Source organism: Qipengyuania algicola, assembly GCF_042492175.1.
Taxonomy (GTDB): domain Bacteria; phylum Pseudomonadota; class Alphaproteobacteria; order Sphingomonadales; family Sphingomonadaceae; genus CAJXSN01.
On sequence record NZ_CP170453.1, the window covers coordinates 1,030,933 to 1,045,172 of the forward strand.

14 protein-coding genes are annotated in these 14,240 nt (G+C 63.6%); 3 read left to right on the top strand and 11 right to left on the bottom strand.

Going from position 1 to position 14,240, the window contains the following annotated elements:
* Positions 1 to 21 precede the first annotated feature (21 nt).
* Positions 22 to 708, top strand: a complete 687-nt coding sequence (locus tag ACFCW2_RS04895) for an NnrU family protein (protein ID WP_379548509.1) — start codon at positions 22 to 24, stop codon at positions 706 to 708.
* Here the strand turns inward: ACFCW2_RS04895 and ACFCW2_RS13750 are convergent.
* From ACFCW2_RS13750 to rpe, 8 genes are all read right to left on the bottom strand, one after another.
* Positions 705 to 920 (bottom strand): HTH-like domain-containing protein, encoded by a 216-nt coding sequence (locus ACFCW2_RS13750; RefSeq protein WP_425589490.1) that lies wholly within the window; start codon positions 918 to 920, stop codon positions 705 to 707. The genes ACFCW2_RS04895 and ACFCW2_RS13750 overlap by 4 nt on opposite strands.
* Entirely contained in the window at positions 920 to 2,857 is a 1,938-nt protein-coding gene (dxs, locus tag ACFCW2_RS04900) for a 1-deoxy-D-xylulose-5-phosphate synthase (RefSeq protein ID WP_379548510.1), read from the bottom strand. The genes ACFCW2_RS13750 and dxs overlap by 1 nt, the downstream gene beginning before the upstream one ends.
* A 60-nt stretch (positions 2,858 to 2,917) precedes the next feature.
* Positions 2,918 to 3,385, bottom strand: coding sequence for a Fur family transcriptional regulator (locus ACFCW2_RS04905; protein ID WP_379548511.1), 468 nt, complete (start codon positions 3,383 to 3,385; stop codon positions 2,918 to 2,920).
* Positions 3,386 to 3,439: 54 nt separating this feature from the next.
* Positions 3,440 to 4,120 (bottom strand): peptide-methionine (S)-S-oxide reductase MsrA, encoded by a 681-nt coding sequence (msrA, locus tag ACFCW2_RS04910; RefSeq protein WP_379548512.1) that lies wholly within the window; start codon positions 4,118 to 4,120, stop codon positions 3,440 to 3,442.
* The gene (locus ACFCW2_RS04915; protein ID WP_379548513.1) at positions 4,120 to 4,275 is read right to left on the bottom strand and encodes a hypothetical protein; all 156 of its coding nucleotides are present in this window, start codon (positions 4,273 to 4,275) and stop codon (positions 4,120 to 4,122) included. The genes msrA and ACFCW2_RS04915 overlap by 1 nt, the downstream gene beginning before the upstream one ends.
* A gap of 363 nt (positions 4,276 to 4,638) precedes the next feature.
* Positions 4,639 to 6,228 carry a bifunctional phosphoribosylaminoimidazolecarboxamide formyltransferase/IMP cyclohydrolase gene (purH, locus tag ACFCW2_RS04920; RefSeq protein WP_379548514.1) on the bottom strand — a complete coding sequence of 530 codons (1,590 nt, stop codon included), beginning with the start codon at positions 6,226 to 6,228 and terminating at the stop codon, positions 4,639 to 4,641.
* Positions 6,229 to 6,274: 46 nt separating this feature from the next.
* The gene (locus ACFCW2_RS04925) at positions 6,275 to 8,191 is read right to left on the bottom strand and encodes a heparinase II/III family protein (RefSeq protein ID WP_379548515.1); all 1,917 of its coding nucleotides are present in this window, start codon (positions 8,189 to 8,191) and stop codon (positions 6,275 to 6,277) included.
* Positions 8,188 to 8,859: a ribulose-phosphate 3-epimerase gene (rpe, locus tag ACFCW2_RS04930; RefSeq protein ID WP_379548516.1), complete on the bottom strand. Its 672-nt coding sequence runs from the start codon at positions 8,857 to 8,859 to the stop codon at positions 8,188 to 8,190. The genes ACFCW2_RS04925 and rpe overlap by 4 nt, the downstream gene beginning before the upstream one ends.
* Positions 8,860 to 9,080: 221 nt before the next feature.
* Between rpe and ACFCW2_RS04935 the strand changes: the two genes are divergently transcribed.
* On the top strand, positions 9,081 to 9,581 hold the full coding sequence (locus ACFCW2_RS04935; protein ID WP_379548517.1) for a DUF2141 domain-containing protein: 501 nt from the start codon (positions 9,081 to 9,083) through the stop codon (positions 9,579 to 9,581).
* Here ACFCW2_RS04935 and ACFCW2_RS04940 read toward each other — a convergent pair.
* Positions 9,572 to 10,486: a hypothetical protein gene (locus ACFCW2_RS04940; protein ID WP_379548518.1), complete on the bottom strand. Its 915-nt coding sequence runs from the start codon at positions 10,484 to 10,486 to the stop codon at positions 9,572 to 9,574. The genes ACFCW2_RS04935 and ACFCW2_RS04940 overlap by 10 nt on opposite strands.
* The gene (locus ACFCW2_RS04945) at positions 10,483 to 11,481 is read right to left on the bottom strand and encodes a diacylglycerol/lipid kinase family protein (RefSeq protein ID WP_379548519.1); all 999 of its coding nucleotides are present in this window, start codon (positions 11,479 to 11,481) and stop codon (positions 10,483 to 10,485) included. Before ACFCW2_RS04945 ends, ACFCW2_RS04940 begins: the two co-directional genes overlap by 4 nt.
* Before the next feature lie 174 nt (positions 11,482 to 11,655).
* On the opposite strand from ACFCW2_RS04945, the gene ACFCW2_RS04950 reads away from it, so the two are divergent.
* The gene (locus ACFCW2_RS04950) at positions 11,656 to 13,194 is read left to right on the top strand and encodes a long-chain-fatty-acid--CoA ligase (RefSeq protein WP_379548520.1); all 1,539 of its coding nucleotides are present in this window, start codon (positions 11,656 to 11,658) and stop codon (positions 13,192 to 13,194) included.
* Positions 13,195 to 13,215: 21 nt separating this feature from the next.
* Here the strand turns inward: ACFCW2_RS04950 and ACFCW2_RS04955 are convergent, their stop codons facing one another.
* Entirely contained in the window at positions 13,216 to 14,235 is a 1,020-nt protein-coding gene (locus ACFCW2_RS04955) for a LacI family DNA-binding transcriptional regulator (protein WP_379548521.1), read from the bottom strand.
* Positions 14,236 to 14,240 lie beyond the last annotated feature (5 nt).

Here is a 14,240-nt window from a genome sequence, read left to right on the forward strand (position 1 = left end):
TCCTCTGATGGGAGAGGAACCTTGGAGCAGGTACTGCTAAACCTTGTCGCGGCCAATGTGGCTTTTGTCGGAACGCATTTCGCGCTGTCGCATCCGCTGCGCGCTACCATTGTGAGGGGCATCGGCGATGGCGGCTTCCAGATTGTCTATAATCTCGTGGCTGCGGCAACTCTCGCGTGGGTCTATCTGGCTTTCACCGCCACCGATGGCGGTGCGCCGCTGTGGGGCGGGTTCGGCGACGGCGTGTGGATCGCCGCGAGTGTGCTGACATTCCTGGGTTCGGTGCTGTTTGTAGGGTCCGTCGTCCGGCCCAATCCTGCTCTCCCCACGCCCATCGCGGCCGAGCAGGCAGCGGGGCAGCCCCAAGGCGCGCTGCGCGTCACGCGCCATCCGATGATGTGGGGCTTTGCGCTGTGGGCGCTGGCCCACCTCGTCGCCGCGCCGACGCCGCGCACGCTGATAACGATGGGAGCGATCGGTTTCCTCGCGCTGGTCGGGGCGAAAATGCAAGACGCCAAGAAGCGCGCGCAGATGGGTGAGGCCTGGGCAAACTGGGAAGCGCAAACGAGCTATGCGCCCCGCCTGTCGCAAGTGGGCGCCATCGGGGTGGTGCCATGGATCGGCGGAGCGCTAATCTGGCTGGCGATTTCCTATGCGCATATGCCCGCAGGCGGCATCGCGGCCGGCGCGTGGCGGTGGCTGGGTTAGGCCAACCTGACGTACTTGGCTAACCTCATACCTTTCCGAACTTCAGTGGCATATGAGTCATCGATATCCGATGCTTGGACGACGCGCGTCGCGGCGTCTCCAATTTCTTCGGCATATTCGATCCCAAACAGATGGATTTGAGTTACCCGCTCTCCTGTGGCGGCGTTGGCAACGCGCTCGCTAAGCAGAGTAGCCAAATCTTCTATCTGCATTAAGCCCGCGCCTCTTCCACGCCTGCCGAGTTATGCCGCAGCGCGGTCAGCACGGTGTCCACGATATGGGGCGCGTTGAGGCCGGCTTCGTCATATTGTTTCATCGGATCGTCGTGATCGATGAAGGTGTCGGGCAAGCGGAGCGTGCGGATTTTGAGGCCCGTATCGGTCAGACCCTCGTCCGAGGCGTGGGTGAGCACATGGGCGCCGAGGCCGCCGATGGCGCCTTCCTCCACCGTCACCACGACTTCATGGCTGCGCATCAGCTTCTCGATCAGATCGGTATCGAGCGGCTTGGCAAAGCGTAGATCGGCGACCGTTGCCGAGAGGCCCTTGGCCTCCAGCTGATCGGCGGCCTTAAGGCTTTCGGCGAGACGCGTGCCGAGAGACAGCAGCGCGACCTTGGTACCTTCGCGCACGATCCGGCCCTTGCCGATTTCGAGCTTCTGCGGAACCTCGGGCAATTCCACGCCCACGCCGTTGCCGCGCGGATAGCGCAGGGCAATCGGGCCATCGTCATATTCGGCGGCAGTGTAGGTCATATGGACCAGCTCCGCCTCGTCCGCCGCGGCCATCACCACCATGTTAGGCAGGGTCGCGAGATAGGTGATGTCGAAGCTGCCCGCATGGGTCGCGCCATCCGCGCCGACCAGTCCCGCCCGGTCAATGGCAAAGCGCACCGGCAGATTCTGGATCGCCACATCGTGGACAACCTGATCATAGGCGCGCTGCAGGAATGTCGAATAAATCGCGGCGAAGGGGCGCATGCCCTGCGCGGCAAGTCCGGCGGCGAAAGTCACACCGTGCTGCTCGGCAATGCCGACATCGAAGCTGCGTTCAGGGTGAGCAGCGGCGAATTTGTCGACCCCCGTCCCGCTCGGCATCGCGGCGGTAATCGCGCAGATGCGTTTGTCCGTCTCGGCGAGCTTGGCCAGCGTTTCGCCGAACACATTCTGGTAGGCGGGCGGCCCCGGTTTGCCCTTGGCTTTTTCCCCAGTCACCACATCGAATTTGGGCACGCCGTGATATTTGTCGGCGCTGTCCTCGGCGGGCTGGTAACCCTTACCCTTGGTCGTGACGACATGGATCAGGACGGGGCCCTGCTCGCTGTCGCGCACATTCTCCAGCACCGGGACAAGATGATCGAGATTGTGCCCGTCAATCGGGCCGACATAATAGAAGCCCAGTTCCTCGAACAGCGTGCCGCCCGTGACGAGGCCGCGCGTTAGTTCCTCCGCTTTGCCGAGCGATTTGTGCACCCGGCGCGAGAGTTTCTTGGCCATTTTCGAAGCCATGCTGCGCAGGCCGAGATATTCGCTGCTCGACACCATGCGCGCCAGATAGGCGCTGAGCCCGCCGACCGGCGGCGCGATCGACATGTCGTTATCGTTCAGGATCACGACCAGCCGGTTGCCTGCCTGCTCGGCATTGTTCATCGCTTCATAGGCCATCCCCGCGCTCATCGCGCCATCGCCGATCACCGCGATTCCGCGCCCCGGGGCGTTGTTCAGCTTGTTCGCCACGGCAAAGCCCAGTGCCGCGCTGATCGAGGTGCTGGAATGCGCCGCGCCGAACGGGTCGTATTCGCTCTCGCTGCGCTTGGTAAAGCCGCTGAGCCCGCCGCCCTGCCGCAGGGTGCGGATACGGTCACGCCGCCCGGTCAGGATCTTGTGGGGATACGCCTGATGACCAACATCGAAGATCAGTTTGTCGTCCGGCGTGTTAAACACATAATGGATTGCCGTCGTGAGCTCGACCACACCCAGTCCGGAGCCGAGATGGCCGCCGGTACTGCCGACCGCGCTGATCATCTCTGCGCGCAATTCATCCGACAGCTGGCGCAATTGGTCCGGAGCCAATTTGCGCAGATCATCGGGAGTATCAACGGTGTCGAGCAGCGGCGTATTGGGCCGTGTGTTGTCAGGTCGTGAAGTCATAGGCTGCAGTGCTTACACCGGACAACACGGCCTGTCGATGAACGAGAACAGGTGAAATTGTCAGGCGCATTCGGCGCACAGGCCGCGCAGCTCCACCACCGGTCGGACATCGAAAAAGCCCTTGTCCCGGCCCGCCTGCCGCAAAGCGCCGGTCAGCGCGTCATTGTCGAAATGGCTGGCCGTGCCGCAATCGTCGCAGATCAGGAAAACGCAATCATGGCGGCAACCCGGGTGGGTGTTGACGAGGAAGGCATTGGCGCTCTCGATTCTGTTCGCGAGATTGCCGCTGACGAAGATATCGAGGATCCGGTACACGCTGTTGGGCGCGACGCGGCTGCCGCGTTTGGCAGAGAGATTATCCGCGATATCATAAGCGGACACGGGGCGATTGTGCCGCGCCAGTTCCTCGAACACCTCGGCCCGCATACCGGTCCAGCGTTCACCGCTGGATTCAAGCGATGCCTTGGCCGCCTGCGCCAGTTCCGCGCCTGCCAGTTCCTTATGTCCCGATGCGTGCGTAGTGCTCATGGCACTGTATATAGCGATGCTCGGTCCGGTGCGCCACTCGCAGTGTGATCCGGTCTAGTTCCGGCGAAAAGCGGAACGGTAATGCTCGGGATAATATTGCGCCAGAGCGCGGACCTTGGGCTTGTCCCAGCGCAGAATGTATCCATGGCGCGGGTTCTTCGCCATGAAATCCTGATGGTATCCCTCCGCCGGATAGAATGTTTTGGCGGGCGAGATACCGGTGACGATAGGGCGTGACCATTTGCCCGACCGCTTCATCTGGGAGAGATAGCTGGCAGCGACCTTGCGTTGCTCGGCATTCACCGGGATGAGCGCGGCGTTGTAGTGCGGGCCGCGATCCGGGCCCTGACGGTTTTTCAGAGTGGGATCGGCAACGACCGAAAAGAAGATCCGCACCAGCTGGTCATAGCGCACGACTTTGGGGTCGTAGGTGACTTTCACCGCCTCGACATGATTGGTGAGGCCGTTGGAGACGAGCTTGTAATCCGCCTGCCGTTTCGAGCCGCCGTGATAGCCGGACACGGCGCTGGTCACACCTTTCACATGGCTGAACACGCCTTCGACGCCCCAGAAGCAGCCGCCGGCAAAGATCGCGGTTTTCAGGCCGCTGGATTCCTCGGCAATGACGGCGGGTTTGGGGGCCTTGAAATGGTTCTCCGCCGCGATGGCGGTTTCCTGACAGCCGCTCAGCGCCAGACCGGCTGCGGCGAGGAGCGGGAACACAGCGCGGCGCATTATTGCACCGTCGCGGCGATAGCCTGCGGAATGGCGGCAAGATCACCGCCGGTCATCTGGGCTCCAACCAGCATGGCTCCGATCAGGAAGCCGATGGCAAAGCTGCGGTAAAGGTCGGGTCGGAACAGGCCCATGGCGACATCTTTCGTTTGCATCTGTTGATCGTGTGCCACCGGATGTAGTGTCCGGTCGCTTGCATTCAGGTGAATGCCACGCTGGATGAACAGTCATTCGCGGTGAACCGTGTTTGGGTTACATTTTTTCTTTTCGCGCCCCCATCCGGGCACGCGTCCTCGGTGCTGTTCCTCCCTTCGGTCGAGCACCTGCGGGGCGGCCGCGTGGCCTTGCGGCCCGCTGGTCGCGGGCCGTTCTCCGCCACAGACTTGCTGGCTTAGAATGGTCCGGGGCTACTAGGCCCCGCAAGGCCGACCGGCCGCCCGCAGCGACGCGACCTTCAGGTCGCATGAGCGAGGAAAGCCTAAGGGAGCGGATGCCCTGCGCCCGCAGGGCCAAGCAGACTAATGCCTAAAATGCCGCATTCCGGTGAACACCATGGCGAGGCCATGCTCGTTGGCGGCAGCGATCACTTCGTCGTCGCGGATCGAACCGCCGGGCTGGATGATCGCGGTTGCACCGGCTTCGGCGGCAGCGAGCAGGCCGTCGGCGAAGGGGAAGAATGCGTCCGACGCAACCGCGCTTCCCACAGTGCGCGGCTGGTCCCATTCGTATTTCTCGGCGGCTTCGGCGGCCTTCATTGCGGCAATACGGCTGGAATCGCGGCGGTTCATTTGGCCTGCACCGATGCCCGCCGTCGCACCGTCCTTGGCGTAGACGATCGCATTGGATTTGACGTGCCGCGCCACGGTCCATGCGAACAGGCAGTCCTTCAGCTCCTGTGGCGTCGGCTCGCGCTCGGTGACGATTTTCAGATCGCTTTCCGAAATCGCCCCGTTATCGCGCGACTGGACCAGCAATCCGCCGGTGATCGGCTTGATTGCCAATCCCCCCCGGCGAGGATCGGGCATTTCGCCGGTGATCAGCAGCCGCAGATTCTTCTTCTTGGCGAAGACCGCACGCGCCGCATCGTCCGCGCCGGGGGCGACGACCACTTCGGTGAAAATCTTGGCAATGGCCTCGGCGGTGGGGCCATCCAAGGGCCGGTTAACCGCGACGATGCCGCCAAAAGCCGAGACGCTATCGCAAGCAAGAGCGCCTTCCCAGGCGGCCAGCAGTGTCGGGGCCTGGGCCACACCGCACGGATTGGCGTGTTTGACGATCACCACAGCGGGATCGCCGCCGCCAAACTCGGCACACAATTCCAGCGCAGCGTCCGCATCGGCCAGATTGTTGTAGCTCAGTTCCTTGCCCTGCACCTGCTCGGCCTGCGCAATGCCCTGCGCGTGCGGGCCGACAGGGGTGTAAAGCGCCGCCTTCTGGTGCGGGTTTTCGCCATAGCGCAATTCGGTCGGCGCGCGGCCATTGATTGCGAGCATATCGGGGAACATCTGTCCCTGATCGGCGAAGGCAAACCACTGGCTGATCATCGAATCGTAAGCCGCCGTCGCGCCGAAGGCCTTGGCCGCCATGCGCTTGCGAAAATCCATCGTGGTCGCACCGTCATGAGCCGCCAGTTCCTCGCCCAGCGCGCCGTAATCGGCAGGATCGGTCACAATCGTGACATAACGGTGATTTTTAGCCGCAGAGCGAACCATACTGGGCCCGCCAATATCAATATTCTCGATAATCTCGTCCCGCTCCGCGCCCCGCATCACGGTCGCCTCGAACGGGTAGAGATTGACCACCACCAGATCGATTGCACCGATCCCGTGCGCCTCCATCGCCGCAGCGTGGTCGGCATCATCGCGCACGGCCAGCAATCCGCCATGGACCATCGGATGCAGCGTCTTGACCCGGCCATCCATCATCTCGGGAAAATCGGTAATCTCGGAGATATCGCGCACGTCCAGACCCGCATCGCGCAGCATCTTCGCGGTGCCGCCGGTGGAGATCAGCTCCACGCCCGCTTTCGCCAGCTTGCCCGCAAGATCGGCCAGACCGGTCTTGTCGGACACCGAGAGGAGCGCCCGCCGGATCGTAACGTCAGCCATAGAAATTCAGTCCCGTTTGAAAATCACTCTGCCGCAGGCCGCAGCTTTATTGCGGCATACGCTTGAACAGCCACGAGAAGCTCCCGCCGCTGCGTGAAGTCAGGCCATGGAGTATGAGTTGCTCAATGGGCTGGGGGCGGCCCTGGCCATCGACCCACATGCTTTCCTCGATACCCAGCTCGCCGCCTGCATCGCCGGCCACGCGGAATTGCCATAGCCGCCCGTCAGGCAGGCCCAGACTGGCCCCGCGCTTGTCCTCGCTCAGCCGCAGATCAATGCCGCGCCCGATATGGAAGCGGATGGCAAAGCTGATCTTGCCGCGTTTGCCCTTCTTGCCTGCCGGAACCAGCACATCCTCGCCGCGGAGTTCGCTGCCATCGTCACGCAGCACCAGAATGCGGCGGTGATGCAATCCGTAGCGCGCGCCGTAGCCGTCATGGCTGGCCTCGATCCGCGTCGCGCCGCCCTGATTGGTTTTCAGCATCCGGCGGTCGACTTCGACTTCGTTGACCCCGCTGCCGAGCTGCCCCTTGATGTGGACGGCCGTCGAATTGACATCATCCAGCACCAGCGTGGAGTGCGCCGCCGTCGCGCGCAGGCCCTGTTCGATGCGGTGGGGCACCATCCCGCCAGCAAGCGCAGCCCCGCCGCAATTGACGATGATCCGCTGGCCATTGTCCGACATCTCGAACGCCAGCGTGCTGGCGCAGCCGGTGCGCGCATGGCGCGGCAACGGCGGAGGCGCAGCGTCGAATTGCAGAACGGTCTTCGCGCCGGTTGCCCGCTGATAGCCCCATTGCCGCACGTCTTTCAGCGGCCGCGTGCGCACACCGCTGGCACGGACCAGTGCCGCGACTTTTTCGGCTGACGTCGCTCCGGCGCCCTGCCAATTGCCCAGACCCGCCTCGCCATGCATCAGGCCGAGCAGCGGCGGCACAACCAGCTCCATCATCGTGGCGATGGCTTCGGGCGGATCTTCATCCACCGCGCGGTAGCATGCCGTCAGCTCCACCAGCAGCGCCAGCGTATCCATCTGCGCCAGAGGGCTGCGCGACAGAACGCCGCCATCTTCGGCAATGCAATCGCCCAGTGCGCGGGCCAGTCCGGCCTCGCCAAAAAGACGCCGCGCGCGGCCATCGGGGATCAGCAATCCGGCGGCCACAATCGCGGTCCAGCCGGTGATCTTGCCGATCCCGTCCTGCGCCTTGCCAACATTGCGGTCGAGCCAGCGCGCTGTCTCGGCGATTGCGTCCAGCATCGGGCCGCGCAGCTTGCTGTCGTCCAGCACCAGCGGCGCATGGATCAGCCAGGCGAGCAGGCGATTGCCGACATGCTCGACATCCCATGCCGCCGCCTTGCCAGGCTTCGGATTGGCCTTCAGCCACGCCTGAGCAATGCGCGCGGCCACCGGAGCGGCCTGCTGGCGCGGACAAGCACCGGCCAGATCGCGCATCCACGAGAATCCGTGCACCACGCGCTGGAACGGCGGCGTCAGCCGGGCAGAGGACGAGGCAAAGTCCATCTGTGTGATCGGCGCCTTGACCCCGTGGACCAGAAAATGCCCTGCCCGTAGTGCCACGCCGCTGGCCCGGTCGCCGGTGAGCGGGCTTTCCACAACAGCCAGCAGGCCGCGTCGCTTGCCCGGACGCTTCAGCGGCGAGGCCAGCGTATGGCCGGGCACACCCATACGATAGGCAAAGCGCAGGAAACGGTCGGCAGCGCCGAGCGAGGGCGCAGCCAGATCGCTCGGCACCAGAGCGCGCGAAGGCTCCAGCACGCGGGCGGTGACTTCGCGCTCCACTGTAGGCGCCTGCTGCTCGACCACCAGCGAATCCTTGGCCAGCGCTTCGTCGCCGCTCTCCGCGCCACCACCCAGAGGTATTGCCAACTGGACATCGCCTGCGCCCGCCTGGCCGCCGGATGCTAGCGACTCACGCTCTAGAGAGTCGGGCCGGTCGGTCATGCGCCGTTTCCTTTCAGGGCAGCGATATTGGCTGCATATTGATCGGGGCCGCCTTTGAACGTGGCAGAGCCCGCCACCAGCACATCGGCCCCCGCTGCAACGCATTGCCGCGCGGTTTCCGGATTGACCCCGCCATCCACCTCCAGATGGATATCCCGTCCGCTGGCGTCGATTTTCGCGCGGATCGCGGAGATTTTCGCCAGCTGGCTGTCGATGAAGCTCTGCCCTCCAAAACCGGGATTGACGCTCATCACCAGAACCAGATCGATCATGTCGATCAGATTATCGAGCACTTCCACCGGGGTGCCGGGATTGAGCGAAACGCCCGCTTTCTTGCCCAGCGCCTTGATCGCCTGCACCGTGCGATGGATGTGCGGGCCGGCCTCGGGATGAACGGTGATGATATCCGCCCCGGCATCGGCGAATTCCTGCAGATAGGGATCCACCGGACTGATCATCAGATGAACGTCCATCACCTTGTCGGTATGCGGGCGCAGCGCCTTCACCACCATCGGCCCGATCGTAATATTCGGGACATAATGCCCATCCATCACATCGACATGGATCCAGTCGGCACCGGCCTCGTCGACTGCACGCACTTCCTCGCCCAATCGGGCAAAATCGGCCGAGAGAATGCTGGGAGAGAGGAGCGGCGTTGGATGCGGCATAAGGTTTTTGTGGCTTTCGCAGCGATGGGTACCCCTAGCGGACGGGCGAATCGGGCAGCAATGACCGGACGTTTCCTTATCCACATCGGTCATACGTGTTTGGCGGGGGCGACGGCTACTCCCGGCGGGCTCTGTACCAATTCACCCGCAATTCAGCGGCCCGCCGCTATCAAGGCGCCATAACAGACGGGCGCGCCGCGTCCGGCAAAGGATTTTAAAACATGAACACATTGGTCAAACGCAGCGCCGCCGCGGTCTTGGGCGCCGCCCTGATTGCCAGCGGCTTCGCTGCTCCGGCGAGCGCGCAATACCGCCAGAAAATTTCCAACGATATGGGCAAATGCGCCTCGGGCGCAGGTCCTGCCGTGCGCGTGACGATCAGCGGCGTCAAATCGTCGAGTGGCCGCGTGCGGGTGCAATCCTATCGCGGCACAAAGGCCGATTGGCTCGAAAAAGGGCGCTGGATCAATCGTATAGAAGCTCCTGCTCGCGCCGGAACGATGACTTTCTGCATGCCTGTGCCGGCCGCTGGCACCTATGGCATTGCGGTGCGCCACGACGTCAACGGCAATGGCAAGACCGAGATTCGCGAGGATGGCGGGGCGATGTCGAACAATCCCTCGATCAATATCTTCAATCTCGGCAAGCCAAGCTACAAGAAGACCGCCTTTAATGTCGGCAATGGCGTCACCTCGATCAGCATCAATATGCGTTATTTCTGAGGGCTTTCAGCCTTCGCCGATCGCTTGGCGCGCAGCACTCTGAAAAGGGCTCCGGGCGCGGCGAGTAGCGGGTAACGCTCGGCAAATGGCGTCACTTCCAGCGCGACGCCAGTGTGCCGCTCGACCTTCCACGCGCCGTATCTCGCCGCGCCTTCGAAGGTCGTGGTCGCCTTGGCCAGTCGCAGCAGATTGAGCGCCTTGCCCAGCCGCTGGCGCTTGCGCCACCACGCCAGAATGCGCTGCCGCTCGCCTTTCGCAAAGCGCGGGGCGAGCGTCTCGCCATCCTGAGAAAACGCCAGTCCATCGGCGGCCCAGGCGGCAGGCAGCAGCCCCTCGAAGTGCTCGGCATTGACCGACAGAATCGAGTCCTCGCGGCCCGCTTTCTCCACCCGGAATTCCGCCGTGTAGGTCGCCTGAAACAAGGCTCGCCAAAAATCCGCCGCCGCCCCGCTTTCTGGGCCAAGCGCTGCGGCTGCGCGGGCTGCGGTGCGGCCGGCATCTGACAAGGCCGCCAGTACCGCATCGCGGGTTGCCTCATCCGCCGCCCAGATCAGCGCACTCGGCTGGACGAACCGCGCCCAGATCGTGGTGTCGCGGCTGTCTCCTCGCGCGGCAGACGTGAACTGGCCGATGCTCATGGTCGCGGCCTTTGCGCGCAAGGTTTCGCCGTCCAGTTCCATCTCGTGATAGCTGACGCGCGGCCAGATCCGCTCGCGTTGCGGGCCGTCATGCAGCAGGTAGAAATCGAGCACGCCGTCGAGCGAGCCGGTGCGCAGATTGGAGCCGTAGAACAGCACGGCGTTAGCTCCAGCCTCCTCCGCCAAAGCCTGCCCGAATGCCGCCACTTCGCCGCGCACAGACCGCGACGCGGCTTGCAAAATGCGGGACTCCAGCGGCCCGCTCACGGCACCACGAAGGTCAATTCCGGCCCCGGCGTCACCCGGTAACGCCCCGGATCGAACCTTTCCCCGTCGAGGATGAACCCGTCGCCGAAATCGAGCTCCAGCTGGTCGGTGGAATGCCGGTGAATGCCCATGGCCTCCAGCGTATCGGGTCGCCAGCCTTTCAGGAACGGCGGCAAAACAAGCGCCAGACGGCGTCGCAGCAAATCGACGGCGAAAATCCGGATCGGCCCGGGCAATTCGCTGAACGGGTCGAGACCTGCCGGAAAACGCGTGAGGGTCGAAGCAAACAGTGCACTGCGGCGGCCCGGTTCGCCATGGCCGCTATGGGCGAGCGGCGTGCTATCCTGCCCCAGCCGCACGTCCATTTGAGCCCCCCGCCGCCACGGATTGCTGGCGGTGCCGAACAGCGCCTGCGTGAAGCCCCACACCGCCGTGGTCACCACGGCAAGGTTCTGGAACGCCCCGAGTTTGTGCGCGCCCTGCCCGCTATCGATTGCAGCAACAAATGCGCCAGCACCCAGAATGAAGCCCAGCCTGACAAGCGCGTCCTCCACGTCGCCGAGCGGTTCCACAACCAACGGACGCCGCGTCAGTTTTCGCCCGTCGCGGTGTGCCAGAATGGCCTCTTCCAAGGTCCATTCGCCGGGCATCTCCAGATCCATGGTCAGCGCATTGGTCTTGCCGCGCGGCAGAACTGCGAGATCCGGCCACTTGTCGCCAAACACCATATTCCCGCCGGTCAGCGCATCGCGAACCGTCCCGTCGCCGCCATTGATGACAAGGAGCTCCACCCCGCTGTCGACGAAGCGTTGCATCGCGTCCTTCAGATCGCGGCGGCGCTGGGGCTGCTCTACGCGGATCACGGGATGATCGACTTCGCGCGGGGTATGGTCGCGATTGCGATGGCTGCGCGGGTTGTACAACACGCCGGTAACCGGCAGCCCCGGCTCTTCGGACAGCCGGGCATTCAGATCGGGGCGGGGATTTTGAGCCATTGCTGCCCGCCCGCTTAACCGATGATGCACATGCAGCGCCAGCCTTGTCGTCCGCTTTCACCAACACGCTTTACCTCGGAGCGGAACCGATACAGGCTGAAGCCCAAGAGGCCGGACGATTCGCACACGCAGCCCGTGATGCGGCGGTGACAGGTCTCATATTCGAGGATGCCCATGATCGATATCGAAACTGCCGACACCTTTGGCGATGCGCTGGCCGTGCATGCACGCGAGCAGGGGGATGCCCCCGCGCTCCGGTTCGGCGAGCGGATGACGACGTTTGCCGAATATGACCGGCACGCCACCCAGATTGCCAATGGTCTTGCCGCGATGGGCCTGAAGAAGGGTGACAGGGTCGCTTATCTCGGCAAGAATTCGGATCAGGCGGTCGAGCTGACACTGGGCGCAGCGCGCGGCGGATTCGTGTTCGTGCCGGTGATCTGGCGGCTTGCTCCGGCCGAAGTCGCATGGATTCTGGAGGACAGCACCGCGCCGGTCCTGTTCGTCGAAGATGCGTTCAAGGACGTATCCTTTGCCGGCAAAAAAGTACTGATGGGCGATGACTTTATCGCATGGCGCGATGCGCAAAGCTCCGACCCCGTGACCACACCGGTGGCCCGCAATGACGCCGTCTTGCAGCTCTACACATCGGGCACCACGGGCCGCCCCAAAGGCGTCGTGCTGAGCCATTGGAACGGCATGAACCTGCGCAAGCCGCTGAAAGAAAACGACGTTTACTGGTACTGTGCAGAGCCGGGCGACACCGCCATTCTCGCCATGCCCTATGGCCATATCGCGGGCATCGGTACGTCGATGAATGCCGCGCAGGCGGGTGTTGAACTCATCATGCATGCCGAGTTCGATCCGGCGCTGACCATCGCCGATATCCGCAAATACAAGGTCAAGTGGATCTTCCTTGTGCCTGCGGCGCTGCGGATCATGCTGGCGCATCCCGATGCGGAAGGGGCGGATTTCTCCTCCGTCAAAGGCCTCACCTATGGCGCTTCGCCCATTCCTCTCGATCTGCTGAAGGAGGGCGTTGAGCGGCTCAAATGCGAATTCGCCCAGCTTTACGGAATGACCGAGACCTGGGGCACCGTAGTCAGTCTGGCACCGGAAGATCACAAGCCGGGGCGCGAAGAAAAAATGCGCAGCGCGGGCAAGCCGGTGCCGAGCGTGGAAATCGCCATTCGCGGCGAGGATGGTCAGCACTTGCCCGCAGGCGAAATCGGCGAAGTCGCGATCCGCAGCGATTGCACCATGATCGAATATTGGAACCGTCCGGAAGAAACCGCCAAGACGCTGACCGAAGATGGCTGGCTGCTGACCGGCGATGCCGGCATTCTGGACGAAGACGGCTATCTCTACATTCAGGACCGGATCAAGGACATGATCATCACCGGCGGCGAGAACGTCTATCCCGCCGAAGTGGAAAGCGCGCTCTACGGCCATGACGGCATTTCCGATGTGGCCGTCATCGGCGTCCCGGACGAAAAATGGGGCGAGGCGGTCAAGGCGGTATGCGTTGCTAAGCCCGATTCCGGCGTCGATGCAGATGCAATTATCGCCTATGCAAGGGAGCGCATTGCCGGGTTCAAATGCCCCAAGACGGTGGATTTTGTAGAAGCCCTGCCGCGCAACCCGTCAGGCAAGATCCTGCGCCGCGAATTGCGCGCGCCCTATTGGGAAGGGCAGGAACGTCAGGTCAGCTAAGGCGCTGTTGCCATTTGCGGGTCAGCGGGGCTGCCTTACACTCGCCCGCTCGACCAGCATCACCGGCACGCGCGTCTGGAAGGCGGGCGGATCGCTCGCCAGCGCCCGCTCGACCAATTGGCGCGCCGCCTCCGCGAAATCAGGCTCGATCGTGGTGAGCGGCGGATTGCTGTGCTGCCCGCTATCGACCCCATCGAAGCCGACCACGCCCACTTCCTCCGGGACCGCGCGCCCGGCCGCAGACAATGCATCCAGACCGCCCAATGCCAGCGCATCGCAGGCAAAGAACAATCCGTCGAACGGTGTATCCTGCGCCAGCAATTGCTCGACCGCCAGCCGCCCCTGCGTACCGCGATCGGCATCGGCGGGCGGCTCTATTGCCGTATGACCAAGCCCCGCCTGCTCCATCGCCGCAACATAGCCGCGATACCGTTCGCCAAACTGCGGCTGGTCGCCCTTCGTCGGCCCGACAAACAGGATTGCCTCATGCCCCGCCGCCATCAACCGCGATGTCGCCAGATGCGCCGCACGCGAATTGTCCGAACGAATTTCCCCTTTCAGCTCGAACGGCGATGCCCAGCTGGCAATGTTGGTCCGCTTCAGCAGAGGCTCGTGAAAGGCCCAGGCCGGCTCGTTGACGGTGGTACCGATCAGGATAATTCCGTCCGCCTGCCCGCTTTCGATGTGGTCGTGATAGAACTGTGCAGGATCGCATTGAAACGACACCAGCGCGTCCAGCCCGCGCGCCGAGGCTTCGGCGCATACCGCGCCCAGCAGCTTGTAATGAAACGGATTGATCGCCCCGGGCGCAGCGCCTGCCCGCCCGATCACGATCACAGCCACCGTGCCGGTGCTGCCGCGCCTGAGCCGGGCCGCATGTTCGTTGACCCGGTAATCCAGCGCCCGCGCCGCCTCGACCACCCGGGCCCGCGTCGCCTCTGTAATGGTGTCGCAGCCGGACAGCGCACGGCTGACGGTCGACTGGCTGACCCCGGCGGCCTCCGCCACATCGATAGACGTAACCCGCCGCGCTTTTTTCACGCCCT

Bases quoted from the DNA above. Each gene is read 5' to 3' on its own strand.
- ACFCW2_RS13750 (WP_425589490.1), bottom strand. From the start codon at position 920: ATGCAGATAGAAGATTTGGCTACTCTGCTTAGCGAGCGCGTTGCCAAC.
- dxs (WP_379548510.1), bottom strand. From the start codon at position 2,857: ATGACTTCACGACCTGACAACACACGGCCCAATACGCCGCTGCTCGAC.
- ACFCW2_RS04905 (WP_379548511.1), bottom strand. From the start codon at position 3,385: ATGAGCACTACGCACGCATCGGGACATAAGGAACTGGCAGGCGCGGAA.
- msrA (WP_379548512.1), bottom strand. From the start codon at position 4,120: ATGCGCCGCGCTGTGTTCCCGCTCCTCGCCGCAGCCGGTCTGGCGCTG.
- ACFCW2_RS04915 (WP_379548513.1), bottom strand. From the start codon at position 4,275: ATGCAAACGAAAGATGTCGCCATGGGCCTGTTCCGACCCGACCTTTAC.
- purH (WP_379548514.1), bottom strand. From the start codon at position 6,228: ATGGCTGACGTTACGATCCGGCGGGCGCTCCTCTCGGTGTCCGACAAG.
- ACFCW2_RS04925 (WP_379548515.1), bottom strand. From the start codon at position 8,191: ATGACCGACCGGCCCGACTCTCTAGAGCGTGAGTCGCTAGCATCCGGC.
- rpe (WP_379548516.1), bottom strand. From the start codon at position 8,859: ATGCCGCATCCAACGCCGCTCCTCTCTCCCAGCATTCTCTCGGCCGAT.
- ACFCW2_RS04935 (WP_379548517.1), top strand. From the start codon at position 9,081: ATGAACACATTGGTCAAACGCAGCGCCGCCGCGGTCTTGGGCGCCGCC.
- ACFCW2_RS04945 (WP_379548519.1), bottom strand. From the start codon at position 11,481: ATGGCTCAAAATCCCCGCCCCGATCTGAATGCCCGGCTGTCCGAAGAG.
- ACFCW2_RS04950 (WP_379548520.1), top strand. From the start codon at position 11,656: ATGATCGATATCGAAACTGCCGACACCTTTGGCGATGCGCTGGCCGTG.